This is a genomic window from Rickettsia endosymbiont of Lasioglossum villosulum, assembly GCF_964026455.1.
In the GTDB taxonomy this organism is placed as follows: Bacteria; Pseudomonadota; Alphaproteobacteria; order Rickettsiales; family Rickettsiaceae; genus Rickettsia.
Window position 1 is genome coordinate 759,166 of the sequence record NZ_OZ032152.1, and the last position, 25,991, is coordinate 785,156.

Consider the following 25,991-nt stretch of genomic DNA (forward strand, 5'->3'; position numbering starts at 1 on the left):
TTTTTTTACAAATCAGCTAATAGAAATAGCAAAAGTTTAAATCTATTGGTTTATGCTCAAAGTTTAAAATAATCTAATATAATAATTTTTGACTATTGTTATCGTATATGTGCTTTATTTTTAGAAGTATAATTGGGTGCTAAAGAAGTGGAATTTGTATTATAATATTGAGTTTGTTGTTGAGTTCTATTTCTATACTTTTTTATTGGGAAAATTTCAATGGTATTGAATTTATCATGGTTATATTTAATATTCATTATATTTAGTTTTTCATCTGATCTTGCTTTCTCAATTTCTTTTTGTCTTTTTTCTACTAGCTTTAAATCTAATTCTATTCCATTATATATAAATTTTCCTGTACTAATATCTTTAGCTGCTTCTTTTAATTCTTTGCCTATTATAGTATGAATTGTTCCTAATTCATTTGCTCCTTTTCCTATTTTACTAACATATTCTGCTTTTACACCCCAGTAACTATCAGTCTTGCTACTTTCAATTATTGCTATTTCTAAATTATATAATGCAAGTGCTGTAATTGCATATTCTTTGCCTCTTTTGCCTCCATTTTTAATAAAATCTCTTTGAATGTTAGCCATTATATTATGCTTTTCTCCTTCATGCCAACCTTTAGGACTTAATTTATCTAGACCACTTATTCTTGTAAATTTTGAGGCTTCATCTTCTTTCAAGCTTTTTATATATTTTACTATTTCTTGAACAGATTGAAATATTGATAGATTTTGTTTTTGCTGATAAACATTAGCTATTTTTAATATTTCATTTTTATAACCTTGATTGATTAATAGTTCAATTTTTTTTGCTTGAAATTCAGTTTCACGACACATTATCGAATCATATGGATCAGTATTTACAAATAGACCAGCAATCGAATCATTTTGATTTCTACATGCTATTCCAATTAAAAAACGAGATAATGTATTTGATTTTAATTTATAAATTTTTTGTTTCATTTCATTAATTTATAATTTTTATTTACTCTTATCTTGTTCCCTAGACATATGGTTTTTATTCGGTATAAACCTAATGGAATCAGAAGGAGTATGCTTTATAACATTTCTTATTTTCTCTACAGTTGTTGAGATATTTTGTCTAGAATCTTTTATGGCATGTAAATAGAAATTTATTTTCTTTTTTTCTCGCTCAAAGGTTTTTTTATTACCTGCATTTAAAATAGCTAGTATTGCATGTTTTACTACCTTGCCAAAATTTCTCAATATATGAGTTTTATCAGTATTTATATTTTTATCACACCACTCTTCTAAATCTCTTAATTTTTGTTTTAATAATGGAAGTTCTTTTTTACTGTCTGTATTTATAATATTATTTACTTTTTCTTTAAACTCTTTATAATTTTGATTTTGTTTTAGCATTTCTATTATATCAGCTTGTAATAATTCTTTAAGGTTATTTATTATACTAGGGATTCTTTTTTCTTCGGCTAATTCTTTCGATAAAATATCTTCTATAGACTTGTAATTTTCAAGTTGAGGAAAATTGTCTTTTTCAGAACGTAGGCTTTGCATAGTTGATAAAGCTGTTAGTACTTTATCTTCTAATTCTTGTTTATTTAACTTTTTAGAATTTTCATTAATAATTACCTTATCTTTTTCTTCAAGTTCAACAAATAAATTTTTTATATCTTCTTTATGAATTATAAAATCTTTTAAGTCATCAATAGTACTTAAATTATCATTTTGTAAACGATTATTAACTAAATTAAATAATTTTCTGTATTATTACTATCTATATCATCAAAAAATTTTTTTACTTCATTATATGTTACTTCATTTTTATTTAAGGAAATTAATTCTTCGCCTTTATAAGTAAAACCATATTTAGGATGGTTCTCAACATTTGTTTTTGCTAATAATTCTTTAATTTCTGATATAGTAGGATTCCAAGGTATTAATTTCTTATTTTTTACTATAGTCATAGGTAAATCCATATTATATTTTTCAGAAACATAATATTTTGCTTCCAAAGCATATAATTTATGCTCAAGATCATCATTTTGTAAAGCTATACCGATAAGTCCTTTAGGATATAAATTAGCTATTATTTCGTTATAATCTTTTTGAGGATTATCTTTTAAAAAATTTTTATATGTTTTTAGAAATTTTTCTTTTGAGTGGGTTTGAACAAATTTTTTATTATCAAGCCTCATATTAAAAAAATCTTCTGTTCTACGTGCATTATCGGTCCAAAAATCATGCGGCATAAAATGCCTAATGGTAGAATCATTTGCATTATATAACAAACCTATACCTGTAAAAAATAGAGATATATTTACATCGGGTACGAGAAGGGTGGCACTTCTTCCTCTATTACCTTCACGTTCAATATTTTTATAATATCCGTCTTGACGATATTGATATAAGTATTTAGTCTCGTCTTCAATACGTCCGGTTCTTGCTATTATATTTGACTCTTCAAACAATTCTTGTAGCTGTTTATTGCTTATTTTTTTGCTAATGCCCTTAAAATCTTCTTCTACCTTATCTAATGCAGTCTTACCAATCTTATTCTTAATATTTATATCAGCTCCTAACTTTATTAGTTCTTTGATCATTTCCCCATTTTGTGCTCTTGCTAAAATATGTAAAACTGTTTCACCATCTGCATTTCTAGCATTGATATCAAAACCAAGCTTTTGAAAATTTTTTATTATTTCAAATTGACCATTTTGAGCTGCTGTATGTATTGGGGTATTGCGTTGTTTATCAACAAATTGAGTTAATATCTTTTTACCATTATCATGATTTTTCTTTACTAAATATTCTAGTACTTCTTTATTCCCTCCAGTAGCAATATAATATAAATAATTTTGTCCATTTTTATCATTTATATTATTTAAAAATTCTTTTTTAAATAAATATTTTGTTGCAGTAAGGTTACCGCTTTCTAAAGCTTGACAGAATAGCTCATATCTATTTTTTTTAAATTTAGCATTATTTTTTATTAGCAATTTAAATATTTTAGAATCGTTAATACGAATAGCATATTCAAGAGGAGTAAAACCATAGTAATCGACAGCATTAGGATTAGCTCCACTTTTTATCAATTTTAGTACTATATTATGGATATTTTTAATATTGACTTGACGTTTATTAGCTTGAAGAATTGCATTATGTAAAGGAGTGCGTCCTAGTTTATTTTGAGCTTCTGTATTTGAACCGGCTTTTAATAAAATTTTTGCCATTTTTGATGTTTTTAGCATATGTAATGCAGTTTCACCAGTTATATCTTGAGCTTCAACATTAATATTGTGGTTAATTAATATTTGTGCTTTTTTAATGTTATTTCGTTCAGCAGCCTGATGTAATAATGTTCTATTAAATTTTCCTATAGTAGTATTAATATCATTTTCGGGTTTCAATAAGATTGAAAATAATTTATTATGTAAACGTGATAAAGCACGTAAATCCATAGAATTAATATTTATATTTGTTTTTAGCAGCAACTCAAATGTTTGATCGCTTGCTGAATTATACATAGCTAATTCAAATAAGTTTCTCCCATTTTGAGTTTTAACATTTATATTTGCTCCAGCATCAATTAGCAATTTTGCTAACTCTGGTTTATCATTTATAATAGCATATTGTAAAGGAGTTTTACCAAGCTTTCCACGTTTGCCGAAACTATCTATTTTTATAGTATTCGAACTAATTAATTCTTTAATTTTATCAAGATCATAATCCTCTATAGCTTTTAAAAACTTTGCTTGGTTAATAGTATTAAATTTTATATTTGGTAGCGTAGAAACAGAAGGGGTTTTAGACGTTTGTAATAATACATGATCAGGCATAGGAGGTGGAACTGGTATAGAAGAATTTTTAGTATCTGAATTTAGATGTGATTTATGAGTTTCTTCCCAAGCTTTTATCTGTTTTGGGGTGGGTTTTGGAGCAACGGCAGGCTTTCCAGATTTTAATTTGGATTTAATATTCTTAATTTCATCTAGTAGTTTTGTATCTTTGTGCATAATAAACCTCAATAAAATATATTTTTTTGTTGAATATGTTTACTATTTAGATACTATTAGTTAATTTTATCTAACTTATTTGTTATATTAAAAAAAGTTTTTTTTGTTGTGTGGTAATTTTGCTTTAAGTTTAGAAATTAAAAAAGAAATAAAACTATTAGTCTCTAACTTTTTACAATATGGGACCTTAATTAGAAAAATTTTAAAATAACAATAATTTAAAAAGTTATACACTTTTTAAGAAAAAATAAGTTTTTTTTGTAATATAATAAATTAATATATATAATAATTATTATTAATGATGAGATATACCATGTACCCACTTATTAGACTTAGAAGAAATAGAAAAGCTGCTTGGCTTCGTGATTTAGTTGCTGAAACTACTCTTAGAGTAGAAGATTTGGTATTACCTTTATTTGTTGTAGAAGGGCATAATCAGCGGCAAGAAATTAAAACTTTGCCAGATATATATCGCTTGTCTATAGATCAGGTGATAGAAACGGCAAGAAAAGCAGCTGATCTTGGTATCAAAGCTATAGCACTATTTCCGTGTATTGATCAAAGTTTAAAAAACGAGAATGGTGACGAAGCTTATAATCTAGATAATTTAATGTGCCGTACTATAAGAAGTATTAAAAATGCTGGTATTGATATTGGAATAATATGTGATGTTGCACTTGATCCTTATACTACGCACGGGCATGATGGCGTAATACATAACGGCGAAGTGGATAATGATAGATCGGTAAAAGCGTTATGTAACCAAGCTTTAACTCTTGCAAAAGCTGGTGTTGATATTGTTGCTCCTTCTGATATGATGGACGGTAGGATTATGGCTATAAGAGAATATCTTGATGAAGAAAGTTTTGTTAATGTAGGGATACTTGCTTATGCTGCAAAATATGCTTCAAGTTTTTACGGTTTATATCGTGATGCAGTCGGTAGTACTAAGAAAATTTATTTAGATAAGGCAAGTTATCAATTGGACATACGAAATATTAAAGAAGCAATGCTTGAGATTGAACATGATATAGCAGAGGGAGCTGATATGGTCATGGTTAAGCCCGGTATGATGTTTTTAGATGTTATTCGTGAAGCAGCTAATAACTTTAATACTAAAATCTTTGCTTATCAAATTACTGCAGAATATGCCATGTTAAAATTTGCAGCAAATGCCGGAGCTATAGATTTCGAAAAAGGTTTATTAGAATCATTAATTAGTTTTAAAAGAGCAGGGGCAAGCGGCATATTTACTTATGCAGCTCTTGAAGCAGCTGAACTATACCTTTGATACTTCAAGATTCGGTAAATACTCAGATAGAACTTCAAAAATTGGTGACAATGTTCTATAAGTACGCAGGTAGCCACGTATTAAGTAACTGCTGCCGCTCCTCGTCTTATGAACCGATTACTCTTTTTGAAGTTGATCTTCGTATAAGCCAAATTGTGGGATTCGTCTTTGCTCACGTAGTTTATCTACGTTCCGCAGACTCACCGCTTACTTGACTTACCAACTTTTGAAGTATCTGCGGTATATTTAAGAAATAAATTATTTTTAGAGAGGTAAAAATGGCTACAAGCAAGAAACCAGTATTAAAAAATGTAATTGAGTCTTTAGAGCCTGAATTAAGTTTAGATAAAAAATCAGCTTTTAAAGATTGGAAATTTTTAAAGCCTAAAAGTGGTGGTGCTAATGAAGCAGGGGAGTACGGTGGAGTATATCAAAGTGCGGATAGTAACATTACTGCAATGATAAAACAAGAAGCTTCATCATCAAAAAATATAGCTGAATTTTTAGGGTCTAAATTTTTTGCAGCAACAAGCCCTGGTAATGGTGCTGAAGTTAGTTTAATTGCTCCAGATGGTTTTAGCAAATCTAAAAATAGTGATTCGCAAATATATGTTAAATCTGAATTCTTTAAGAATTACAGTAGTGATATGTATGTGGATATGGATAAACATATGTCTGCTGAAACTAAACCAAGTTCTTGGTTTAGAAAAGATGGGGGCAAACCACTTTTTATGGGAGCCCGGAATAAATTATTTAGAACTTTAGAAAATGCTTTTAAAGAAGTTAAATATCAAAATTTTGAAAATATCATGCCGACAAGTTTGTTGATTGGTGATTTTGATATACATGTCGGAAATATAGGGGTTATTAGAGATGAGAAAAATCCAAAAATTTTACCTAAATTAGTAAGAATTGATTTTGCTGGTAGTTTTGATAAATTAACAAATCAAATTTATTCTCATTCAAGAATGAGGCATTTACCTGGCTTTGGTCCTACTAATCACTTTAGAGAATTTCCGTCTAAATTAAGAAGAAGTCCTGAACTTGGTGATAGTTTAATTGCGGCTTCCAAAATCAATTTAACTAAAACTATTAATGAAAGTTTTGATGAATTAACTAAATATTATAGCGACGAAGCAATAGCAGGTTTTGCTAAGCAGGCTATGCCAGGACGATTTAATAAATCTGAAAAAATAACCCCGCAGCAGGTTAAAGATAGCTTATTAGATGTGATGCTAAAAAGACAGGAGTCTTTGAAAGAATATGGTCTTGAAATAAAGTTAACTAATGTAATTTCCAAAAAATACGATTACCCTTATTTTGAAATAAAAGAGCAAGAATTAAAATCGTTAATGAAAGAACATCCTAATTACTTTGAAAAAATTCTTAAAAGTGAAGAAGGAAAAATAGGAGGAAAGAAACTTAAATTACGAGACAAAGTTAGTTCTACTTTAAACAGAATTCTAGAAACTCTAGGGATTAGACCTAGTGCAAAAAAACACTTAATAAAAACTATAAAAAGCTTAAATGAAGAAATTAATAACGAAAAAGATTTAATAGATTTTTCAAAAGAAGTTGAGATAAAAAAGGTTAAAGCACCAACTAAAGAAAAAGCTAAAGCTAAAGAAAAACCAAATTTATTAGATTTAAATGAAGAAGATCTAAAAGCAATTAAGCATTTAAAAGAAGAGATTTTAAAACCAACAAAGCTAAAAGCGATAGAGACAACTAAGCAAGATTCAAAATCAAAAACTGCTCATCAGAAAGATGCTTCTAAAGCTAAAAAAATTATGCAAAAGTAAAAGCAAAGCCATAGTTAGGTTAAATTAAAACATGTCTAGCCGTATTTTTATAACTTTTTTTATTTTATTGAAAGAAAAGGCTAGACGTTAACAAAAAGATTTGTTATAAGGAATTATCTAAATTTTCCAGATGCTTCTAATGTTCCTCGGTAGCTCAGTGGTAGAGCAAACGGCTGTTAACCGTTCGGTCGCTGGTTCGAGTCCGGCCCGGGGAGCCAGTACCTACAGTCTACTATTTCTTGCAGTTTATCAAATGAAAAAGCCAGAGAGTAATCAAGGTTTTCGTCCTTCAAACTAGGTTCACAAATACAAAATTTAAAAACTCTCTTTTTTCTTCAATATTTAAACTTTACATTTATAAAGTTTAAATTATTAACATATTAATAATTTGATTGACAAAAAAATAAAATATGTGTATAGTACGCATAACTAAAAATAAATCAATTATTAGAGAGATTAATATGTTTAATAAACTAAATCGCTGTACTCTTGCTTTAATGTTACTAACTAGTAGCATGTCATTTTCTGCTTTACCTACAAAGGTAGTTGATCTTAGCCATTTATATGAAGAGGATGATATTCTTAAAGTGTTAGAGAATCGTGTGGGCAACAATCCAAGTATACACATCGTACCGCCAATTTCGGAGCTTGAAGATGATCCTACAAAAGATTTTATGGCTCAGTCTTGTATTGACAATATTGAAAAGATTGCCAATCAAGGTATTCCAGTGCAAGATATAAAAGTTTTAATACCTAATTTTTATGGCAATAGTAAAGATGAGAAAGGTAATGTTGTTGGACATTGGACTGCGGCAATAATACGTAAAGATAAATCAGGGGCTGCTACATTATATTACAACGATCCTGCAGGTAATCGATATAATCCTGATCCTAAAACATTACTTGAAAAAATAATAGGACTAATGAAAGTTGAATTGGGTGATATACCAATACGTGATTTACAAGTACATCAACAAAGTGATGGCACTTCTTGTGGAGCGTTTACTGCTGAAGATCTTGTAGTTTTAGCAGAAATGAACGGTGATGAATTGACATTAGAATCAGCAAGAGCATTACTTTCTAATATAACAGATGCTCAAATGCTTCGTAACAAACATGCAGGTATCGTTACTAAAGGAAATAGAGAAGATGTTATTCAAGAAGATAGAGAATACTACACTCAAGAAAATAGAGAGTATTTTGAAGATGAAGATAAAGATAAAGAGGAAGTTTTTAATTCGTCTAAAGATAAAAAATTTGTCGAGCAATTAAGAAAAGCATTACCAGGTAGTGATGCAGAAAAATTTGGAAATAGTCTTGATGAATTAATTGAGGAGCAGCAAGTAAAAGAAGCTTTTTCTAAGTTAACTGATCGTCCAAAAGAGCGAAATAGCGAAATTATACGTGCAGCTTTAAGACATGCATTAACAGATACCCATAATTCTGCAATGAGTGCGATACATAGCAGGTTAAGTAATGGACCTTTAGTGTAGTAGCAGCAGGTGATGATGATGTTGTTGGTGATACATGGCAACATGGCGTATGGGCTAGGGCATCAATTAGTCACAGTAAAGATAAAACAAGTAATAAGACAGCAGAATATTTTAGTGGTTATAAAACAAAAGGGCATAGTAATACTATAGGTGTTGATACCTTAATAAACGATAATCTACTTCTTGGTTTAGCGTATACTAACGCTTATACAAGCATAAAGCCGCAAAATCAAAATGCAGGTAATGTAGACAAAGCCAGAACTAATATGTTCTCATTATATGGTTCATATAATATACCAAATTATAATTGGTTTGTAGATGGTACTATATCTTATGCAGAAAGTGTTATAAGAGGTAAAAATGTACGTAATAGTAACGAAGTAGCATCAAGCAAATATAAATCACATTTATATAGCGGTAGCGTGTCTTTAGGATATAATTATCATACAAGTAATGACATCTATATTACACCAAGTTTAGGTATGACAGGTTCTTTAATTAAAGATTCTGGATATAAAGAAACTGGAACTAACTTTCAGAATTTAAATGTTGCGAAGAAACATTATAATAAGTTAAGCAGCACATTAGGAGTTAGAACATTTAAAAATATAAATCAAGGTAAGTTAACTATAACACCTGAATTATATAGCTTTGTTAATTATTCTCTGAAAAATAAAACTCCTAGTGTTAATGCTCAATTGCAAGGTATAGATGAAACTTTACCAACAATTAACTTTAAGAGTAATAAAGTAGATTATAATTTAGGTGTCGGTCTTTCATTAAAACACAACATGATGGAATACGGCATTAATTATACTGCTACTTTTGCTAAGAAGTACGAAGCACATTCAGGTAGTTTAAAAGTACGAGTAAATTTCTAATCTAATCCTATCTATTGCCAGGCGGTCTTTGACCGCTACGGCTCAAATTTTCAATTTTTCCTTTGTCACCCCGTGATGGCATTGCCCACGTGAATCAGTTTTTCCGTCATTGCGAGGAAATTACGAAGTAATTGACGAAGCAATCCAGCTAAAAAATATAATATTAGTATTTTTTATTATTTTCTGGATCTAGTTCCCAAGCCACGGTATGACTACCTTAGGGCATTTTTCGATCTACGCAACAATGCTGCCATGGCATGACAGAGGGAACTGATCCATGCAGGAAAAACCATCCCGATTCCATATTTCTCTACTATTTATCTTATTATTTTCTTATTTATTAGTTTTAATATTTTATTAAATACAATATGCTTACACGTTATTTAGTTGCTTGTATCTGCGGAATCCTGAAAAATGGACTCCGTGAATAAATCTATAGTACCGGACAGTTTTTATTCGATGTCATTCCCGCAGAAGCACAATAGTGTCCGGAAAAAATTGGAGTATTATTAAAACCGTCATTGCGAGCGGTCGTAGACCGCTTGGCAATCCAGAAAAATTGTAATTCTTCTCGCAATGACGAAAAAACCCAATAATAACAACGTTTATTTTTTTCCGGACACTACTGCGTAGAAGCGGGAATCCAGAAAAATAAACATAAAAGCAGCAAGTTTTAAAATTAAAAGCTTAGGTATCCCGCTTTTAGCTAGAAATGACATACAGGGCATTTTTCGAGCCACGCAACAAAGCCGAACAAGCAACTAAATGATAGTGGGTAATAAAAAAAAGTTTATGGTAAAAGGACGTATTAATTCGCTAAGAAGTTTGTTTAAAGAATATAGCATAGATGGTTATATAGTTCCGTCTAATGATAAATATATGAGCGAGTATGTACCTGAGTATGCTAAAAGGCTTGAATATATTACAGGTTTTACTGGCTCGAATGGTATAGCTGTTATATGCAAAGATATAGTGTTATTCTTTACTGATGGTAGGTATTTAGAACAAGCACGTAAAGAACTTAACCCGCAGCTTTTTAAGATTTTTGACTTAAAGGACATATCTAAATTTGCTTGGAAAAATTATTTAAGTAGAGCAGGGTATGATCCAGAATTATTTACTTACCCTGCTATAGCTAATCTATTGGATTCCGTGGATAAACCATGGGATGACAATCTACAGAAAATCAAAGGTAATCTAATTGATAAAATTTGGCAAAACCAGCCTCAAGAGCCAAATTCTCAAGTTTATTTACATGACATTCAGTTTGCAGGTGTCTCACATATAGAGAAGATTGATAAATGCCGTAACACGTCATCCCGTAGTTTACCCACGGAATCCAGAAAAATAGATACCGAAGAATATGCTTTAATCCTCCTAGATAGCTCTTCTATATGCTGGCTATTAAATATGCGGGCTAGCGATGTTGCTTATACGCCTCTAATGTTTGCTAAAGTGATAATCACTCCTAAAAAGTTGTATCTATTTATTAATCCTGCAAGAATTAGCCCTGAAATTATTGAAGAACGCCCTGAAATAACGATTTTACCTGAAGAAGAATTTGAGAATATTTTAAAAGATCAGGATAATATTTTTATCGATGACAGCATAGCATCTATTCATATAATGGATTTGATAGCGGATAAAAAAGTACATAAAATTAAAGATCCTTGCTTAATGCTTAAAGCCTGTAAAAATGAAGTAGAAATTAAGCATGCAATAGATTTTCATATTAAAGATGCAGTGGCTTTATGCGAGTTTTTTGCTGATTTGGAGGAAAGTACTCGTCATTGCGAGAAGATGCAAAGCGTTGACGAAGCAATCTCAGGAAAATATGAGGAGATTGCCACGCAGTCTACGACTGTGAGCTATGACAAAATATTAAACGAATATACTCTCGGTCTAAAACTTACCGAATATAGAGCAAAGCAGGAGGGCTATGTTTCAGATAGTTTTCCGGCTATTTGTGGCTTTAGGGAAAATAGTGCAATCATTCATTATAGAGCTGATGCTAAAACCGCTAAGAAGATTGAAGAGCAGGGGATATTGCTTATCGATTCAGGCGGTCAATATAAGGGTGCTACTACTGATATAACAAGAACAATTACAATAGGTACTGCTACTGATGAGCAGAAAAAGCGTTATACGCAGGTGCTTAAAGGGCATATTGCTCTAGCTAAAGCCAAATTTCCTAAAAATATCATTACGGGAGCAAATCTTGATATCTTAGCACGGCAATATTTATGGCAAGACGAACTGGATTATCCTCATGGCACAGGGCATGGGGTTGGAAGCTTCTTAAGCGTTCACGAAGGACCGCAAAGTATAAATCTCCGTAATAAAACGATTTTGCAAGCTGGTATGATTTTATCCAACGAACCAGGGTTTTATATTCCTGGGGAATATGGTATCAGGATTGAAAATTTAATATATGTAAAAGAAAATAATGGCTGGCTAGAGTTCGAAACTCTAAGCTTAGTGCCTTATGCTAAGGAATTGATTGATGTTAAATTGCTTAATAATGATGAAATAAATTATATAAAACATTATTATTATTTTTATAGCTATTATTGTAATTGACGTTTCTACTATTTATTGGTATAAAGTCTATAACTATGTCACATATTGTGTAATACGCACAAGTGTCAACTCAAACATCGGTGTCATCCCGTGGCTTGTCCACGGGATCCAGTAAAAATACTAGTACTAGTATTTTTTATTATTTTTCTGGATTCTTGCCTATGCGGGAATGACATCAACACAGCAAATTCATACATTGGGACGTCGCCAAGTGGTAAGGCAACGGTTTTTGGTATCGTCATCCGGAGGTTCGAATCCTCCCGTCCCAGCCAACTAATTTCTAAATTACTTATTTACATATATACTTAAAGCTATTGGAATAAATAATTCTATAACTAACCTTGATCTTAGGGACAATGAGCTAATAGATAGGGATATATTGATTATGTTTCTGAAAAAATTGAAAAATATTTAGAAAGAAATAAATCAAAAGAATTAAATAGAAATAATGAATTAACCGAGAATAAAACTCAAAATTTTGAAACAGAACAAGAATTTACCTAATAATATAAGATTGTTCTATAATCTATATTATGGAAAATAACCATAATAAATTTTTGAACCAACGCCTATTATTTTTGCAAGGTTTGAAAGATGGAAAAAGGATAAGATTGAAAACTCTTATCCTTATGTTTTTAATTTATCTTTTCCAGCTAAACATTTTACTAGATTATTAATAGCTTGTTGCTCATCTGTACTTTGAATTTTCATGAAATTTCTTGAAACTTCAATACACATACGTTGATGTTGAGTATGCACAGGTTGTGGCTTATTTGCCTCTTCTAATCCTTCAAAGAAATAATCAATGTTTCTATCTAATGCTTCGGCAATTAATACGAGTCTTCCTACGGAAATTCTATTAATCGCTCTTTCGTATTTTTGTAATTGCTGATGGGTAACGTCAATTACTTCTGCAAGTTGTTGACGAGATAATCCTTTTGCTAGCCTTAAGGAATAGATTTTCTTTCCTATAAAACTATCGATTTTTTGTATTATATCATTTTTTCTAGCCATTCTCTTCTCCTTGGTTATTTTATATATTTATAATTATTTCAATAACTACTATACTATAGTTATTAATAATTATATAATATTAAACTTATACAATTATTAGTGGAAATAATAACACATTTCAATATCATATACAACTAAAAAATAACATTTTTTAAGTTTTTTGTAATTATTTAGTAAATTTTAAAGACAAATTTAATTTATATATTAATATACTAAATGTTTCTAATCTTTTTTTATACAAGTAACATTTTAACTAATTTTGGAAATTGATTTTAATGAAAAAAATATTTAATTGTCTTTATGTTGCATTATTTAAAACAATAGAGCATGATGGAGTCGAACATTCCGGATATATGTCATTCATGGTACTTTTATCTATTTTTCCATTCTTAGTATTTTTACTAGCTCTAACAAGCTTTTTAGGGGCTTCAGAACTTGGGCAAAATTTTATACAAATTTTTTTAGAAAGTATGCCAGAGCGAGCAACGGAATCGATCGAAAAAAGAATAAAAGAATTATTAAGTGTACCGCCGCAGAGTTTAATGAATCTTGCTGTTGTAGGTAGTGTTTGGACCGCTTCTTCCTTTGTAGAATGCTTAAGAACCATTCTAAATCGTGTATATGAGATTAAGTCCCCTCCCCCTTATATAAGAAGACGATTACTTAGTATTTTACAATTCCTTGTAATTAGTATTTTAATTACTTTCACTATGTTTCTTTTAGTATTTATTCCAATAGTTTTCACAAAAATTCCAGTATTATTAGAAACTATAGAACAATATAAAAATATTTTAAATTTTATAAGATATGTTTTAATCTTAGTTTTACTATTTCTAGGAGCCTCCTCTTTATATTATATACTACCTAATGTAAAACTAAACTTTATAGATGTATTTCCAGGAGCTTTATTAACAGTAATATTATGGGTAATAAGCGGTTACTTACTTTCAACTTATATAGTTTATTATAACCAGCTAAATTTAATGTATGGATCTCTTGGTAGTATAATAGTTACACTAATATTTTTCTATATTATTAATATGATATTTATTTATGGTGCAGAATTTAATTATCTAATGAAGAATTATAACATAGTTAAGAAAAGAATTGATGAAAAGTAATCATATAATTAGAGTAACTTAAGCCTTTATTTCTGCTTTTAGTTTCCCTATTTCCTCTATAGATAATTCAGTAATTTCATGAATTTCTTCTACGGATCTTTTTTTAATTAACATTCTTTTTGCTATTTCTATATTTCTTTCTTCTCTTCCTCTTTCCTCGGCTCTTTTAACGGTACTAGCTTCAATTCTAAGCCAATTCAAGCGATTCTCGTATCTTCTCTTTCTTCATCGCTTAAATTTATTACTTCAAGCACATTTAATGCTTTCTTTAGCTCTTTACTATTTAGTTCTTTTGGAAGTTTATCTTTATTTAACAGGTCATTACGTGTTAGAAATGCAACCCATATATCTAATGCATTCTTTACTTTCTTTACTATGTCGGATAATTCCGCTTTAACTTTATCTGCAAACTTATTAAGTTCTATCGTATGCAGCTCCATATCTTTAAAATATTTAATACCACTCTCGTCTTCTTTTAACTGAAATATATTATGATATTTATCAATATTTATAATACCGTTAAAATTAAGTATATGAATTCCTATAGTCTTGTTTAATTCTGAATATCTAGAACCTTCTTTTAATTGCCCTGCATATAATTTTGCCCAATAGTACAAAGCTCGCTTATCATAATCAGCTTCATCCGTTATCTGTATTTCGATATTAAACATTTTGCCGCTTTCACCTTTGGCTTTAATATCTAAAACAGAAAGTTTATCATTTAAAAAATTCTTTGGATTATATGGATTAAGAAGCGTTACGTCTTTTACTTGATCTTTTTCACTAACTATAGAATTAATAAGCGATATCAATAAATCCTTATTCTATTCTACTCCAAAAATTTTTTTAAATGCTAAATCTACTCTTGGATTAACTTTATACATATTAATTATCGCTATTTTGGCTAAATTTTATAATATTACTTTAGCATATTTTGCGTTAAATATCAATGTTTGTATGGTAGGTAACCCCCCTACTCTACTCTGCGTTAGTATTAAGTAATTGGGCAAGATGGACATAGATATCTAATGTTTCAAGCTCATTTTTACTAAATTTATAAGGAGATTTTACATAAATAAGATTTTGGGTATCTTGCTTTTTGGCTTGGTCAGATAGCATATATACGTATAATCTATGTTCTTTTTTACTATTTGCATCTTCATCGCATAATATTTCATGCAGTGCTTCTATGTCTTTTTTAGCTTCTGATAGAAATTCGGTAGCAAGCTTCTCTAGTTTATCTTTAAATAAAAATCTTAGCTCTTCATCTTTTGCTAACTCTTTTCGTGAAATAACTCTTATATCATCTAATTTAAAATATATTTTAATTTCAACCTAAATTATTTGAATTACTGAATATATGATAATTAAAGAAAAAATTGATATAAAAGTGTAAGGTATAACTAACTGATGTTTAGTGACTCTTTGCAGGGTTTTACTACGCTCTAAATCCCTTACAATATTTGTTATAAACGGCTTATTGTATTTCTGCTCCAAATCTATATTATTATTTTATCAAGGCTCTTTAAATAAGATACAGTATGTTTTAAATTTGATGCCCATGTAATAGCAAGTATTAAACCTATTAATGCTAAAATAATGAGTGAAAGTTTTGTAATATAATTAGTATTGCACTCGGCAACGTTCGTAGTGATTTTTTCAATAAATGGCATAGATGCAACAAGAGCCGCAAATAAAGAAATATAGTAATTATTTATCTCGTCACGTCTATCTTCTACATGCTGTTTATTAGCAATCGCTATTTCGTATAATTTCGTATCAGTTATAAAATCTGACATAATTTACAGCCCTATTTAAATATTACATATGTGCTATAATATGCGATTCTTCTTGACCGGTAAGTGGCACTTCTTAAGGTAAATGATCAATATAATCTAATAATTTATTTGTTCCTTCTTCTACTAATTTGAAATTATTATGATATTCTTTATTTGAAGATTGCTCAAACTTTTTAACCAATCTATTTATATCAACTACCTTTTTGACAGCCTCAGCTGGGTTATAACCTTTATCCTTTTCTAATTTCAGAAGATAATTATTCCATTCGTTACAATTTTCTGGGAGTTGTGTAACAAGCTTATAAAAATCTTCCATTTGCTTATTACAAATTTCATTAAATGATAAATTAATATTTGCTTTATATTTATCCACTCTTCGTACATCCCCGCCGGTAGCTACTACATTATCATTAACCTCTATCACCTTGTTTGATAGAATAAGTAATGCTTTACAGGGAACATTTTTTGCTTTTTTTTCTAATTGAGCAATTTCTTTGCTTATTTCATTTGTAGGTATTAGCTCATAATTAAGTTTCGTTCTTTCATCTTTAAGCTCACTAATCTTTGTATTATATTCTTTTAGCTCATCCGGTTGAATTTGTTCTATATCTTGAGCTAATTCTTCCGACAAAAAAAGTTTTTTAAATGCAGCAAGCCATGGACCGAAAGCTGTAGGCTCTAATAACTTAAATTTCTCTTGTAATTTCATATGAACCTGATATTTCCTTTTATACCCCGATACATCCGTATGTTATATATAAATCATTACTATTACCTATAATCCCTAACTTCTTTTATTAAGTTGCATAAATATCCTAATAATGCATTTGTTCCCACCCTTATCGGCTCAAAATATTTATTATATTCTTTATTTGCAGGTTTCCCAAATTTTTTAATTAGTTCGGGTTTTTTAAGGACAGCTTGAAAAAATTGAATTTTTGATTGTAACTTCATATAGATCTACGTATTAATTTACTTTTGCACTTAAATATCTTATTAAACTAATTAAAAATTTAATAATATTGCCCTAATAAATATGCTTCTATTTCTTGAATGCTTTCTTTTATTTGGCTGTAATGTCCTGAGTATGTAAGTTCTTCAATTAGCTGATTTTTATCACTAATATTTTTAAAAAGCTGAATATTTTTTTCTTCCTTTGCAAAATAATCTTTAAATTCTCTATGATCCTTAGGAAGCTTTATTAGAAAGTCTAAAAATTCTTTACTTAACCTCATACCTAACTCCCTATTTATTTGAGGTTTTGTTGTATATAATAAAAGTTGTCATTGCGAGAAGAAACTGAAAGTTTCGACGAAGCAATCTCAGGAAGTTTCACAAGATTGCAGCAAAGCTTTGCTCCTCGCAATGACGGGAAAATAACCCACGCAATAATACCGCCACGGGGTGACATTAAACAATACCATTTACTTATGATGCATTTATTATATAATTAAGCTGAAAATAATCAAACTATATTTTCTACTAATAATTAATAATCATATAAAATTTTAGCTTAACGCAATAATTGAAAAAGTTTACTTAAGATATTAAAATAATTTGACTATTTCAGAAAAAATTCATAACATTTATTAATAAACTCAATCTTAACAATAATATAATATATGAAAACAGCCTTTATCTTTCCAGGTCAAGGGTCGCAAGCCATTGGCATGGGCAAGGATTTTTACGATAATTTTAAATCCGCAAAAGAAACGTTCCAAACAATCGATGAAGCACTAAAACGAAAACTTACTGATATAATTTTTAATTCTACTTCGGAAGAATTAACATTAACTACTAATGCACAGCCAGCATTAATGGCTGTATCTATGGCGATAATAAATACCATAAAAGCCGAGACTAATAAAAATATAGTTCAGCTTTGTGATTATGTTGCCGGTCATTCCTTAGGTGAATACTCTGCTCTATGTGCTGCTGAAAGTATTAGCATTGAGACGGTAGCGAAATTACTGCATATACGCAGCAGCTCCATGCAAGAAGCCTGCCCTGCTAATTTTGGTGCTATGGCTGCTTGTATCGGTATATCCATAGATGAGCTTGAGACAATAGCAAAAGAAAGTTTATGTGAAATAGCAAATGATAATATCGAAGGACAAATTGTAATTAGTGGTAAAGCAGATGCTATCGATTATGCTATTAACCTTATTAAAGAAGCAGGCTATAAAGCAATAAAGCTAAAAGTTAGTGCTCCGTTTCACTGTAGTTTAATGAAGCCGGCAGAGGAGAAAATGCGAATAGCTCTTGATAATAGAGTAATTAATAAACCTCTAATACCAGTAATTCAAAATTATACCGCAAAACCTACGTTAGACCCCTTAGAAATCAAGCAAAATCTGGTTTTACAAATATGCGGACGAGTTAGATGGCGTGAAACTTTAGAGCTATTTAACACACTAGATATCACCCATATAGTAGAAATAGGAGCAGGAAATGTGCTAACAAATATGCTTAGAAAAATCAACTATCCATTTAAATTAAGTAATATAAGTAATGTAGAAGAGATGAAACTATTTCTACAAGCTTATGAAACTGCAAATTAGGTTTTTTGCTAATTTATATAATTTTTTAATAGAAGATTATCCTCTGCAACCGAATAAAGAAAATATAATAAAATTATCAAAATCTTTATTTAAGAATTCAGCAGAGGTTAATTTCCTATTAAAAAATATTCACATATTAGATTTGCCAGATCTAAAATTAAGTAGAGTACAAGCCATAAAAGAGATATTAAAATTATATCTTTTAAAGTCTGATATATTAAACATTAGTATACCGAAATTTGAATATCAAATAAAACAGGATGATTTTCATGGAAAAGATCTAATACTCATATAAAAAGTTTTGCAGCCACCAATTAAAGAATGTGAAACTCATTATTTTTTATTTAAAGATTATAGCCTTCCAGAGTCAAACACTCTTATAGATAAAGGGCGTAATTTACTACTTTTTAATTTTAAACTAAATGAATTTGTTAAATTACTATATTTTATAAATCAATTTCTTTGTATTGGCTATAGCAAGATAAATGATTGTACATTGTATATTGCTAGTACATTTTATGATGAAGAGGATCTAAAAATTTTATTGGATACAGAAATTGATATAGAATTAAATTAATAGATAGTTTAGCTAAAAATGATAATATACCCATTAATTAGTGTTATCCTGATGGAATTACTTTTGAATCTAGTAAATACTGTAAATTATTAGGAGAAGACTTTTATGCTTAAAAAAATATACAAATGAAAAAATAACTCTGGAAATTCTTTTAATTAGCTGATATAAAATAGTTCTGCATAAATGGAGAGATGGCCGAGTGGCCGAAGGCGGCGGTTTGCTAAACCGTTATACGGGTCATACCGTATCGAGGGTTCGAATCCCTCTCTCTCCGCCATTCGGTACAAGTTGTCGTTTTTTCAAAAATATCGAACGGAAAACGTAGAGAGGTCTCAAGTTTTTTGCCCCTCAGTTTGAGGTTCTGAAATACGAAATTTATCATTTTACGTTTTTGAGGCATTTCAGAACCTTTAAAAGTTTCATAGGCTTCAGATGCTAGAGTTATTAGCGTTGTAGCAGTATCAGTAAATTTATCGTCTGCTTCATCATAAGTTTTCAGTAAACGATCAATTTCATATTGGCGATCTTTTAATTGTTGTTTTTTTCTTTGAAATTCTTCTGTGCTAAGTTCTCCATTGAGTCGCAAATCTATTAATGAATTTAATCTATTTTCATTTTCGGTATGTTCTTTCTTTAATGAAGCTGTTGCTTGGTCATGTTCAGCTTTTTTTAGCTCATTAGTGTTTCTTAGATATGCAAGGGTCTCTTTTAGCATTTCCGGGTCTCTTATACCTATTCTTTTAAAAACCTCTTCTATTTGCTTTAAAACCTCATCTTCCCTTATATATATTTTCTTGTCTAAGTTCTGTGGATCCCAAGTAGCTAAATATGTCCATTCATCCACTTTACCGTTTGGATATGTTTTACTATGAATTTCAGATGTTACCATTTTGCCAGTTACAGCACAGGTGATTAATCCTCTAAAGAGAAAATCTTTCCCACCATATTTGAATGGCTTCTTCTTCCAGCCTAAACGTACATCTTTACATGCCATAAAAATCTCTCTTGTTATAATAGGTTGATAACCATGTGACCACATCTCTCCTTTTACTCTCATTTCACCGTAATAAAATGGTTGTTGTATTAAACGATGTATAACAGTTTTATTTAGGTGACAATTCTTTTTACTTCTTAAGCCTAATTCTTTAGCCATGTTTACCATAGACCTAAGAGTATAGACCCCGCTCGCATATTCTTCAAATAGTTTTTTGATAATAAAAGCTCTAGACTGATCAAGAATTATTATACTATTGCCACTTGCGTCTCTGCTATTTAGATAACCAAGGGGTGCTGGACCTATCCATTGTCCTTTACGTAATTTATGATCTAGACTCCTTTTAACGTTATCACTTAAACTATCAACGTAAGATTGTGCCATTAATACGTTCATCCCCCACATTAGCCTTGCATGGGATTGAGAATCTTTGTTTATTACATAACCTTCTGTTCTAAAGTGTAATTCTATTTTACCAGCTTTTATTGGTTCTTCTAGTAATGAAATTTCTGAGATTCTTCTTTGTACTCGATCTACTTTATCAGCAACTATAGCAATTGTTTCTCTATGGCTTTTAGCAAATTTGATCATCTCTTTAAATTGTTTGCAATCACCTCTGCTTGAAGATTCGATAATTTCAAAAATTTCGATAACTTCAAGATTTTTACGTTGGCAATATTCTACTAATCTATATTTTTGAGCTTCAATTGAATACCCTTCTTCTTGCTCCCTTGTTGAAACACGAACTAAAATTATTGATTTTGTTGCTTTGTCTGTCATATTTTTCCCTTTGATAAAAGTATTATGCATTCAGAGATAGATTAAATACTGGATGAGTCAAGTTGAGTTTGCATTAAATTATCCAAGTAACCTCAGTATTAGAGCCAAGTGTAACATTTCTTTAGCATTAATAATTTTTGGTTATTGTAAAAATAATTGTTTTAACTCATAGCAGTAGTAACTTTATCAAGTGGTTTATCATAGATACCCCTATTTATTATTTTAAGGCTATTACACGGCTTTTTAGTATCATTATGATAGGGAGACCTAGTTTTTGAATTATTACGCTCTAAGTCTAAATATGGGTCTTTTTGATTTATTATGAGTTTGCTTTAAAATAGATAAGTTAAAAACTTAACCAAATGCCACTGTTTACATCGATCACCTTATTGATATTCTGTATCAGATATGATACAATTGAGTCATAACAAATAAGTTGTAGTGATCTTATGGCAGCTAAACGATTATTAGTGTCTTTAGACGAGAAAATATTTGATGAAATTGCAGGTCTTGCTAAAATCAACAATGAATCCCTATCTAAAGTAGCAAAAGACCTTATTATAACTAGTCTAGAACTCCAAGAGGACAAAATATTAGCTAAATTAGCAGATGAAAGGATAGGTAATACTAGGGAATGGATTAGTCATACGGACACTTGGAAATAATGTATAATCTTCTCTATTCAGATCAAGTTATACACAAGGATATCCCTAAGCTTTCTACACCAGTCAAATCTTTAATCAAGATAACCATTGAAAAAAAGTTATTATCTGATCCAATAAAATTTGGTAAACCTTTAAAACATAGCCTCAAAGGTTGCCGCTCCCTCAGAATTGGTGATTATAGAGTGATTTATCAAATAGTAGATACAGCAATTAATATACTAGTAATTCAACACCACAAAAATTGTTATAATAGTTCATAACAACACTACTACACGTTCCAATACCTCAAACTTATAGATCATTGCGTTTATGGACTTACTTTGTCTATATTAAGGAGCTTAAATTACCTCTTTATTAATCCTTTCCAAGCAAATTTTTTCCGTCACTGTTTTTAATTTTTTAACTCTATCGATAAGGTAAAGTAGCTGTTCTTTAGTTATCTTATAATCTTTGTTATAGCGAGCTTCAATATAAGCCTGTTCAAGTAATCTAAAACATTGCCTTTGTTCAATGCTGGAATGAGGAAATATTTGCCATAATTCTTCGTTGTAATTTCCGGCTATACTACCTAATTTTCTGATGTCGTGTAACTTTGGCTTATAGCCAGAAAAAACTAACAGGATAGCATTATAAAAACTTTCGGTAGCTTGGTGTAACTCAAAAGCACTTTTACTAAAATCTTCCCTTTTTAATGGATATTTACAATCAATAAAAAAACTTTTGCCTTTTCCAAACCAGTATTTATAATCTTCTTTAGCTATTTGTCTTCTTTCTTCCCATGGTAAGTTTTTAGCTTCCGCCAGCTGAAACTCACCACTATCATATAAAAGAATTCCTTCTTTTTTTATATCAGAAAAGAAATAATGCCCCTTCTCTAACTGACTATTTACCGTCTTGATTGATTCTAGCACCAAAGTTACCCATAACTCAAAAGGACTTCTTAATGATTTTCTTTCTAGCCTTTTTTCTATTTTATCTTCTATGGATAAGCCAGCAAGACCGGCATATTTACCTTTCTTCATCACCAACATAATATCAAAGTCACTTTGATAACTGTAGGTAATGTGACCTTTTTTATACTCATCTTGTACCCAATCGCCCCTTGCATACGAGCCAAATAAAATAATCATCGCAATCTTGTGCTTTGATACATTCAGAATCTCTCTGACAATATTATCAAGTCTTTCTTGAATTATCAGGGAGCGTTCAGGTAAAACAGTTTTCATATATTTGTAATGCAGCTATCTATAATGCAGATTATACAATAGGCACAGATATTGCAAAAAGAATTTTGCAAATTCACCTATATACAAGAAATCTTTTCTATAACATTTAGGCTTTTATTTGAGTACCGTGATATTGTTGCAAGCAAAATATAATCTTTTTTGGTGTAATAGATAGCTTTTTAACCACATCAATATATTTACTATTTAAAAAAAGATAAATATTTTTAAAATTATACCTCCAGTTTTTTGTTGTGACTTTCTAGAGTCTCAATTAACAGCTCTTCTACTTGATAACTAATATTTGCATTCTCAAAATCTGTGAAATCTATTATTATTTTGCTTGTAATTTTATTATTAGACTCTAGAAGTCCTATCAGTGCTATTGCTCCATTGTCAGTAATATTATTATAGCTGAGGTTTATTTGGCTGATGGTTCTGTTAGTTTCCAAAGCTTTAACAAGCTGGACAATCCCAACATCACTAATAATATTATTATTGAGACATATTGTCTTTATAGTGTTATTATTCTTTAGAAGTCTTGCTAGTATGATTGCTCCTTTATCACTAATATTATTGCTACAGATATCCACTTGCTTTATAATTTCATTATTTGTTAGAAGGTCTGCCAGTATATCCGCTCCCTCATCACCAATATCATTGCCTCTAAGACTTATTTGCTTTATGGTTTTATTATTTTCTAGAAATTCATCTAGTATAATTAGTCCTTGAACCCCAATATTGTTATATTCAATATCTATATTAATCAAACTATGATTATTCTCTAACAGTTTGATAAGCAGACTTAGTTCCTCAAGGTCAATATCGTTGTTGCAAAGACGTATTGCGGTTATAAGCTTATTATGTTCTAAAACTTTACCAAGTATTTCCATTCCTTCTAAACCTATATGAACTTCGATAAGTTCTATATAAGTTATATTATTGCTCTGCAAAACTTCTCCAAGTATTTGTGCAGCAATATTAGTGATATTATTTATTTTTTCATTTGTTGAATCATTTTGTTGTTGATTTTTGACATTGCTCGTCATACAATCGACCCCTGTTTTTTGTGTTTGAAAAATAGACACTGAGGTTAGATTTAAAAATTTGATGATTGTTGCTTCTAACCTCGGTGCTTAACACCACCCCACGTAGTGTTATCTTCACACATATCCTCATTAATCCTAGAAGTACAGCGGTTTTTTCCACTATTAGTGATTTTTTTGTAAAATTTATTATAGCAGTGTTGAACTAGAGACAGTGACTAAAATTATTATTAAGTCAGTGCCTAATTTAGCTATTAAAATCAAGGAAGTATTGAAAGAAAGGGATGTACTCTCTGTATTTACCAACATATTCCTCTGATCTCAATTCAATTTAGCATTGCTGGACTAACTAAGAATTACTTATAAAAAATGATTAAAAATCTTGATGAAATAAGAGATACTATCACAGAAGCCTAAAGCTTCCCCAGGTTATTTATAAAATCTTAATTCATCAATGAGGAAATTACATATGAACTCAAGGATAATATCATTATTAAATATTTTATTAGCACAATTAATATTAATTAGTACCTGTAAAGCTGAGGGTAGTAACCTACCGAGTGCCAAAACTGGTAAATCTATATTACTACCAAAAGTGATAAGTCCTAATACAAGTACTAATATAACTATTATTTTAAATATAAATCAATCTAGCAATGATTCATACTTTACAATTGAATTAGGGGCATATGAGAATAAAAGCCCATCATTAAAACTCACTATGGGATCAATGCTAGAGTTATATTCTCCAATCCAGAATTCAGCAAGTACTCAGCAAAAATTACACATAGTAATGCGTCCATTTCAAGAATCGAATCAATCATTAAATGAGTATCCTAATACCAAAGAACAAAGTCCTAGATTAAAAAAGGAGTTATTAAGAGAGAAAGTATTCAAAAAAACTTATCCTCAAGAAATAAAGTTTCAAAATGAGGAAGTATACTCAAATGACCAATCACGTTACTACGCAAATAATCAATCACTTTACTATTCTATCTTAATACCGAGTTTTAGAACTAATAGTGTCTTGGATTTGTTAGGCAGCAGTAAACTAGATGTCTGGCGGGCAGCTTGCCGACAAGCTTATGCAGATAGTTCAAGTCTATGGCGAGCTTTTAACCCAAAACATATTATTGAACCTGAGTTACGGGATATTGCTAAATATTTCGAAACTTACAATAACAAATTAACCAAGGAAGAGTTTGAGCAAAAATATGGTGAATCAGGTTTAAAGTATGACCATAATTTTACCGTTCAATTAGTAGAGGATGTTTTAGAGAGGAAAAAGCAGCGAGAAATTAATGAATATATAATTGCTGCAGGTAAAGGTGGATTAGTTGAAGTTATTGTAAAATTTGGACTCGAGGTGATATTTGGTAATCTGTTCTTATTAACATTGCTGCTAGCTTCGTCCCTATTGTGGTGGGCAAGTAAGATGGGTGGCAATGGCTTTAAAAAATGATAAACTAGCTAACTCCCAAAAGTATAGAGGTTTTCCTCTATCAATGATTTTTTGGTAAAATTTGTTATAATAATGCTAAACTGGAGACAATAGAATTATTATTAAATTAAACACCTAATTTAGCTAATTAAGATTTAATGTGTGGCGACATTAATCAGAAATATTAAGTCGCTACACATTCAAATTTTTTATTTCATTACCTCAAATAGCTACAATCTTTAAAAAATAAGGGTAAATAATTTTATTAAAATTTACCACTTAAAGCATCAAGTATCACTTTATTATTGGCAATAATGGCATCTAGGTATTTTATGACTTGTTGTAAATACCATATAATGGTTGTAGCACTATCACCTGAATAGTCGTATACTGTCTGCATTAGCTGATCATTAGAACAAAGCGTTTTTAATACTTTTGTTAATGTTAACCTTGCTTCAACCAATTCTGGCTGAAGCTCGTGCAAGTTAATAATTTCTTTTTGTTGATTTTGGTCGTTATTAGTCATATGATTTTCCTACCGTTTTTTAGGTTACAAAAAAATGGGGTACTAGAGGTTAGATTGGTAAAATTTGCGTTTTATTCTAACCTCTGTACTTGTTAGTTAACTAGATGGCACTTACTAACTTAACAACAAACTTAAACATATTAAGTGCTATCAACACCACACCTATTCCATATTAGAAGAGGAGTAAAGCGAAT

The 25,991-nt window shown here is 30.0% G+C and carries 26 protein-coding genes, 3 tRNA genes and 1 pseudogene; 16 read left to right on the forward strand and 14 right to left on the reverse strand.

Annotated features, from left to right (window positions below):
• Positions 1-98: 98 nt before the first annotated feature.
• From AAGD49_RS03780 to AAGD49_RS03790, 3 genes are all read right to left on the reverse strand, one after another.
• Positions 99-971 (reverse strand): hypothetical protein, encoded by an 873-nt coding sequence (locus tag AAGD49_RS03780; protein WP_341787976.1) that lies wholly within the window; start codon positions 969-971, stop codon positions 99-101.
• 18 nt (positions 972-989) lie between these two features.
• Positions 990-1,544, reverse strand: coding sequence for a hypothetical protein (locus AAGD49_RS03785; RefSeq protein WP_341787977.1), 555 nt, complete (start codon positions 1,542-1,544; stop codon positions 990-992).
• A 188-nt stretch (positions 1,545-1,732) separates the two neighbouring features.
• Positions 1,733-4,003 carry an ankyrin repeat domain-containing protein gene (locus AAGD49_RS03790; RefSeq protein WP_341787978.1) on the reverse strand — a complete coding sequence of 757 codons (2,271 nt, stop codon included), beginning with the start codon at positions 4,001-4,003 and terminating at the stop codon, positions 1,733-1,735.
• 313 nt (positions 4,004-4,316) lie between these two features.
• Here AAGD49_RS03790 and hemB point away from each other — a divergent pair, with 313 nt between their 5' ends.
• The 7 genes from hemB to AAGD49_RS03825 all read left to right on the forward strand — a co-directional run bounded on the left by hemB (position 4,317) and on the right by AAGD49_RS03825 (position 12,322).
• On the forward strand, positions 4,317-5,294 hold the full coding sequence (gene hemB, locus AAGD49_RS03795; RefSeq protein ID WP_341787979.1) for a porphobilinogen synthase: 978 nt from the start codon (positions 4,317-4,319) through the stop codon (positions 5,292-5,294).
• Positions 5,295-5,572: 278 nt separating this feature from the next.
• Positions 5,573-7,096, forward strand: a complete 1,524-nt coding sequence (locus AAGD49_RS03800) for a hypothetical protein (protein ID WP_341787980.1) — start codon at positions 5,573-5,575, stop codon at positions 7,094-7,096.
• A 143-nt stretch (positions 7,097-7,239) separates the two neighbouring features.
• Positions 7,240-7,314, forward strand: a tRNA-Asn gene (locus AAGD49_RS03805).
• Between the two features lie 243 nt (positions 7,315-7,557).
• A complete protein-coding gene (locus tag AAGD49_RS03810; RefSeq protein WP_341787981.1) occupies positions 7,558-8,589 on the forward strand; it encodes a hypothetical protein in 1,032 nt (343 codons plus the stop codon).
• 65 nt (positions 8,590-8,654) lie between these two features.
• Positions 8,655-9,470 (forward strand): autotransporter outer membrane beta-barrel domain-containing protein, encoded by an 816-nt coding sequence (locus AAGD49_RS03815; protein WP_341789221.1) that lies wholly within the window; start codon positions 8,655-8,657, stop codon positions 9,468-9,470.
• Positions 9,471-10,262: 792 nt separating this feature from the next.
• Positions 10,263-12,050 (forward strand): M24B family metallopeptidase, encoded by a 1,788-nt coding sequence (locus AAGD49_RS03820; RefSeq protein WP_341787982.1) that lies wholly within the window; start codon positions 10,263-10,265, stop codon positions 12,048-12,050.
• A gap of 197 nt (positions 12,051-12,247) precedes the next feature.
• Positions 12,248-12,322, forward strand: a tRNA-Gln gene (locus AAGD49_RS03825).
• 355 nt (positions 12,323-12,677) lie between these two features.
• On the opposite strand, the gene AAGD49_RS03830 is transcribed toward AAGD49_RS03825, so the two are convergent.
• On the reverse strand, positions 12,678-13,064 hold the full coding sequence (locus AAGD49_RS03830) for a helix-turn-helix transcriptional regulator (protein WP_341787983.1): 387 nt from the start codon (positions 13,062-13,064) through the stop codon (positions 12,678-12,680).
• A 275-nt stretch (positions 13,065-13,339) separates the two neighbouring features.
• On the opposite strand from AAGD49_RS03830, the gene AAGD49_RS03835 reads away from it, so the two are divergent.
• Positions 13,340-14,185: a YihY/virulence factor BrkB family protein gene (locus AAGD49_RS03835; protein ID WP_068042189.1), complete on the forward strand. Its 846-nt coding sequence runs from the start codon at positions 13,340-13,342 to the stop codon at positions 14,183-14,185.
• An 18-nt stretch (positions 14,186-14,203) separates the two neighbouring features.
• On the opposite strand, the gene AAGD49_RS03840 is transcribed toward AAGD49_RS03835, so the two are convergent.
• The 6 genes from AAGD49_RS03840 to AAGD49_RS03865 all read right to left on the reverse strand — a co-directional run bounded on the left by AAGD49_RS03840 (position 14,204) and on the right by AAGD49_RS03865 (position 17,219).
• Entirely contained in the window at positions 14,204-14,386 is a 183-nt protein-coding gene (locus AAGD49_RS03840; RefSeq protein WP_341787984.1) for a hypothetical protein, read from the reverse strand.
• Positions 14,383-14,997 carry an Rpn family recombination-promoting nuclease/putative transposase gene (locus AAGD49_RS03845; RefSeq protein WP_341787985.1) on the reverse strand — a complete coding sequence of 205 codons (615 nt, stop codon included), beginning with the start codon at positions 14,995-14,997 and terminating at the stop codon, positions 14,383-14,385. Before AAGD49_RS03845 ends, AAGD49_RS03840 begins: the two co-directional genes overlap by 4 nt.
• A gap of 166 nt (positions 14,998-15,163) precedes the next feature.
• Complete coding sequence (locus tag AAGD49_RS03850) at positions 15,164-15,304, reverse strand: hypothetical protein (protein WP_341787986.1); 141 nt, start codon at positions 15,302-15,304, stop codon at positions 15,164-15,166.
• 380 nt (positions 15,305-15,684) lie between these two features.
• The gene (locus AAGD49_RS03855) at positions 15,685-15,984 is read right to left on the reverse strand and encodes a hypothetical protein (protein ID WP_341787987.1); all 300 of its coding nucleotides are present in this window, start codon (positions 15,982-15,984) and stop codon (positions 15,685-15,687) included.
• 73 nt (positions 15,985-16,057) lie between these two features.
• Complete coding sequence (locus AAGD49_RS03860; protein ID WP_341787988.1) at positions 16,058-16,693, reverse strand: hypothetical protein; 636 nt, start codon at positions 16,691-16,693, stop codon at positions 16,058-16,060.
• Between the two features lie 304 nt (positions 16,694-16,997).
• Positions 16,998-17,219 carry a hypothetical protein gene (locus AAGD49_RS03865; RefSeq protein ID WP_341787989.1) on the reverse strand — a complete coding sequence of 74 codons (222 nt, stop codon included), beginning with the start codon at positions 17,217-17,219 and terminating at the stop codon, positions 16,998-17,000.
• A 51-nt stretch (positions 17,220-17,270) separates the two neighbouring features.
• Here AAGD49_RS03865 and AAGD49_RS03870 point away from each other — a divergent pair, with 51 nt between their 5' ends.
• The 5 genes from AAGD49_RS03870 to AAGD49_RS03890 all read left to right on the forward strand — a co-directional run bounded on the left by AAGD49_RS03870 (position 17,271) and on the right by AAGD49_RS03890 (position 19,399).
• On the forward strand, positions 17,271-17,438 hold the full coding sequence (locus AAGD49_RS03870; RefSeq protein WP_341787990.1) for a hypothetical protein: 168 nt from the start codon (positions 17,271-17,273) through the stop codon (positions 17,436-17,438).
• Positions 17,439-17,606: 168 nt separating this feature from the next.
• Entirely contained in the window at positions 17,607-18,545 is a 939-nt protein-coding gene (gene fabD / locus AAGD49_RS03875; protein WP_341787991.1) for an ACP S-malonyltransferase, read from the forward strand.
• A complete protein-coding gene (locus tag AAGD49_RS03880; RefSeq protein WP_341787992.1) occupies positions 18,529-18,840 on the forward strand; it encodes a hypothetical protein in 312 nt (103 codons plus the stop codon). Before fabD ends, AAGD49_RS03880 begins: the two co-directional genes overlap by 17 nt.
• 6 nt (positions 18,841-18,846) lie before the next feature.
• Positions 18,847-19,122 carry a hypothetical protein gene (locus tag AAGD49_RS03885; protein ID WP_341787993.1) on the forward strand — a complete coding sequence of 92 codons (276 nt, stop codon included), beginning with the start codon at positions 18,847-18,849 and terminating at the stop codon, positions 19,120-19,122.
• A 185-nt stretch (positions 19,123-19,307) separates the two neighbouring features.
• A tRNA-Ser gene (locus tag AAGD49_RS03890) sits at positions 19,308-19,399 on the forward strand.
• Between the two features lie 762 nt (positions 19,400-20,161).
• Here the strand turns inward: AAGD49_RS03890 and AAGD49_RS07570 are convergent.
• Positions 20,162-20,926 (reverse strand): annotated as a pseudogene (locus AAGD49_RS07570) (recombinase family protein); the annotation flags it as partial.
• Between the two features lie 419 nt (positions 20,927-21,345).
• Here AAGD49_RS07570 and AAGD49_RS03895 point away from each other — a divergent pair.
• Both AAGD49_RS03895 and AAGD49_RS03900 read left to right on the forward strand, forming a co-directional pair.
• On the forward strand, positions 21,346-21,561 hold the full coding sequence (locus AAGD49_RS03895) for a hypothetical protein (RefSeq protein WP_341761650.1): 216 nt from the start codon (positions 21,346-21,348) through the stop codon (positions 21,559-21,561).
• Entirely contained in the window at positions 21,561-21,821 is a 261-nt protein-coding gene (locus tag AAGD49_RS03900; protein WP_341787994.1) for a type II toxin-antitoxin system RelE/ParE family toxin, read from the forward strand. The genes AAGD49_RS03895 and AAGD49_RS03900 overlap by 1 nt, the downstream gene beginning before the upstream one ends.
• Before the next feature lie 78 nt (positions 21,822-21,899).
• On the opposite strand, the gene AAGD49_RS03905 is transcribed toward AAGD49_RS03900, so the two are convergent.
• On the reverse strand, positions 21,900-22,787 hold the full coding sequence (locus tag AAGD49_RS03905) for a HEPN domain-containing protein (RefSeq protein ID WP_341787995.1): 888 nt from the start codon (positions 22,785-22,787) through the stop codon (positions 21,900-21,902).
• 230 nt (positions 22,788-23,017) lie between these two features.
• Entirely contained in the window at positions 23,018-23,833 is an 816-nt protein-coding gene (locus AAGD49_RS03910) for a hypothetical protein (RefSeq protein ID WP_341787996.1), read from the reverse strand.
• A 466-nt stretch (positions 23,834-24,299) separates the two neighbouring features.
• On the opposite strand from AAGD49_RS03910, the gene AAGD49_RS03915 reads away from it, so the two are divergent.
• A complete protein-coding gene (locus tag AAGD49_RS03915) occupies positions 24,300-25,292 on the forward strand; it encodes a hypothetical protein (RefSeq protein WP_341787997.1) in 993 nt (330 codons plus the stop codon).
• 244 nt (positions 25,293-25,536) lie between these two features.
• Here AAGD49_RS03915 and AAGD49_RS03920 read toward each other — a convergent pair whose 3' ends face one another.
• Positions 25,537-25,797 carry a hypothetical protein gene (locus AAGD49_RS03920; protein ID WP_341787998.1) on the reverse strand — a complete coding sequence of 87 codons (261 nt, stop codon included), beginning with the start codon at positions 25,795-25,797 and terminating at the stop codon, positions 25,537-25,539.
• Between the last annotated feature and the right edge of the window lie 194 nt (positions 25,798-25,991).

Excerpts from the sequence above, each read along its gene's own strand:
- AAGD49_RS03780 (WP_341787976.1), bottom strand. The coding sequence starts at position 971 with ATGAAACAAAAAATTTATAAATTAAAATCAAATACATTATCTCGTTTT.
- AAGD49_RS03785 (WP_341787977.1), bottom strand. The coding sequence starts at position 1,544 with ATGCAAAGCCTACGTTCTGAAAAAGACAATTTTCCTCAACTTGAAAAT.
- AAGD49_RS03790 (WP_341787978.1), bottom strand. The coding sequence starts at position 4,003 with ATGCACAAAGATACAAAACTACTAGATGAAATTAAGAATATTAAATCC.
- hemB (WP_341787979.1), top strand. The coding sequence starts at position 4,317 with ATGTACCCACTTATTAGACTTAGAAGAAATAGAAAAGCTGCTTGGCTT.
- AAGD49_RS03800 (WP_341787980.1), top strand. The coding sequence starts at position 5,573 with ATGGCTACAAGCAAGAAACCAGTATTAAAAAATGTAATTGAGTCTTTA.
- AAGD49_RS03810 (WP_341787981.1), top strand. The coding sequence starts at position 7,558 with ATGTTTAATAAACTAAATCGCTGTACTCTTGCTTTAATGTTACTAACT.
- AAGD49_RS03820 (WP_341787982.1), top strand. The coding sequence starts at position 10,263 with ATGGTAAAAGGACGTATTAATTCGCTAAGAAGTTTGTTTAAAGAATAT.
- AAGD49_RS03830 (WP_341787983.1), bottom strand. The coding sequence starts at position 13,064 with ATGGCTAGAAAAAATGATATAATACAAAAAATCGATAGTTTTATAGGA.
- AAGD49_RS03835 (WP_068042189.1), top strand. The coding sequence starts at position 13,340 with ATGAAAAAAATATTTAATTGTCTTTATGTTGCATTATTTAAAACAATA.
- AAGD49_RS03850 (WP_341787986.1), bottom strand. The coding sequence starts at position 15,304 with ATGCTATCTGACCAAGCCAAAAAGCAAGATACCCAAAATCTTATTTAT.
- AAGD49_RS03855 (WP_341787987.1), bottom strand. The coding sequence starts at position 15,984 with ATGTCAGATTTTATAACTGATACGAAATTATACGAAATAGCGATTGCT.
- AAGD49_RS03860 (WP_341787988.1), bottom strand. The coding sequence starts at position 16,693 with ATGAAATTACAAGAGAAATTTAAGTTATTAGAGCCTACAGCTTTCGGT.
- AAGD49_RS03865 (WP_341787989.1), bottom strand. The coding sequence starts at position 17,219 with ATGAGGTTAAGTAAAGAATTTTTAGACTTTCTAATAAAGCTTCCTAAG.
- fabD (WP_341787991.1), top strand. The coding sequence starts at position 17,607 with ATGAAAACAGCCTTTATCTTTCCAGGTCAAGGGTCGCAAGCCATTGGC.
- AAGD49_RS03880 (WP_341787992.1), top strand. The coding sequence starts at position 18,529 with ATGAAACTGCAAATTAGGTTTTTTGCTAATTTATATAATTTTTTAATA.
- AAGD49_RS03895 (WP_341761650.1), top strand. The coding sequence starts at position 21,346 with ATGGCAGCTAAACGATTATTAGTGTCTTTAGACGAGAAAATATTTGAT.
- AAGD49_RS03900 (WP_341787994.1), top strand. The coding sequence starts at position 21,561 with ATGTATAATCTTCTCTATTCAGATCAAGTTATACACAAGGATATCCCT.
- AAGD49_RS03905 (WP_341787995.1), bottom strand. The coding sequence starts at position 22,787 with ATGAAAACTGTTTTACCTGAACGCTCCCTGATAATTCAAGAAAGACTT.
- AAGD49_RS03910 (WP_341787996.1), bottom strand. The coding sequence starts at position 23,833 with ATGACGAGCAATGTCAAAAATCAACAACAAAATGATTCAACAAATGAA.
- AAGD49_RS03915 (WP_341787997.1), top strand. The coding sequence starts at position 24,300 with ATGAACTCAAGGATAATATCATTATTAAATATTTTATTAGCACAATTA.
- AAGD49_RS03920 (WP_341787998.1), bottom strand. The coding sequence starts at position 25,797 with ATGACTAATAACGACCAAAATCAACAAAAAGAAATTATTAACTTGCAC.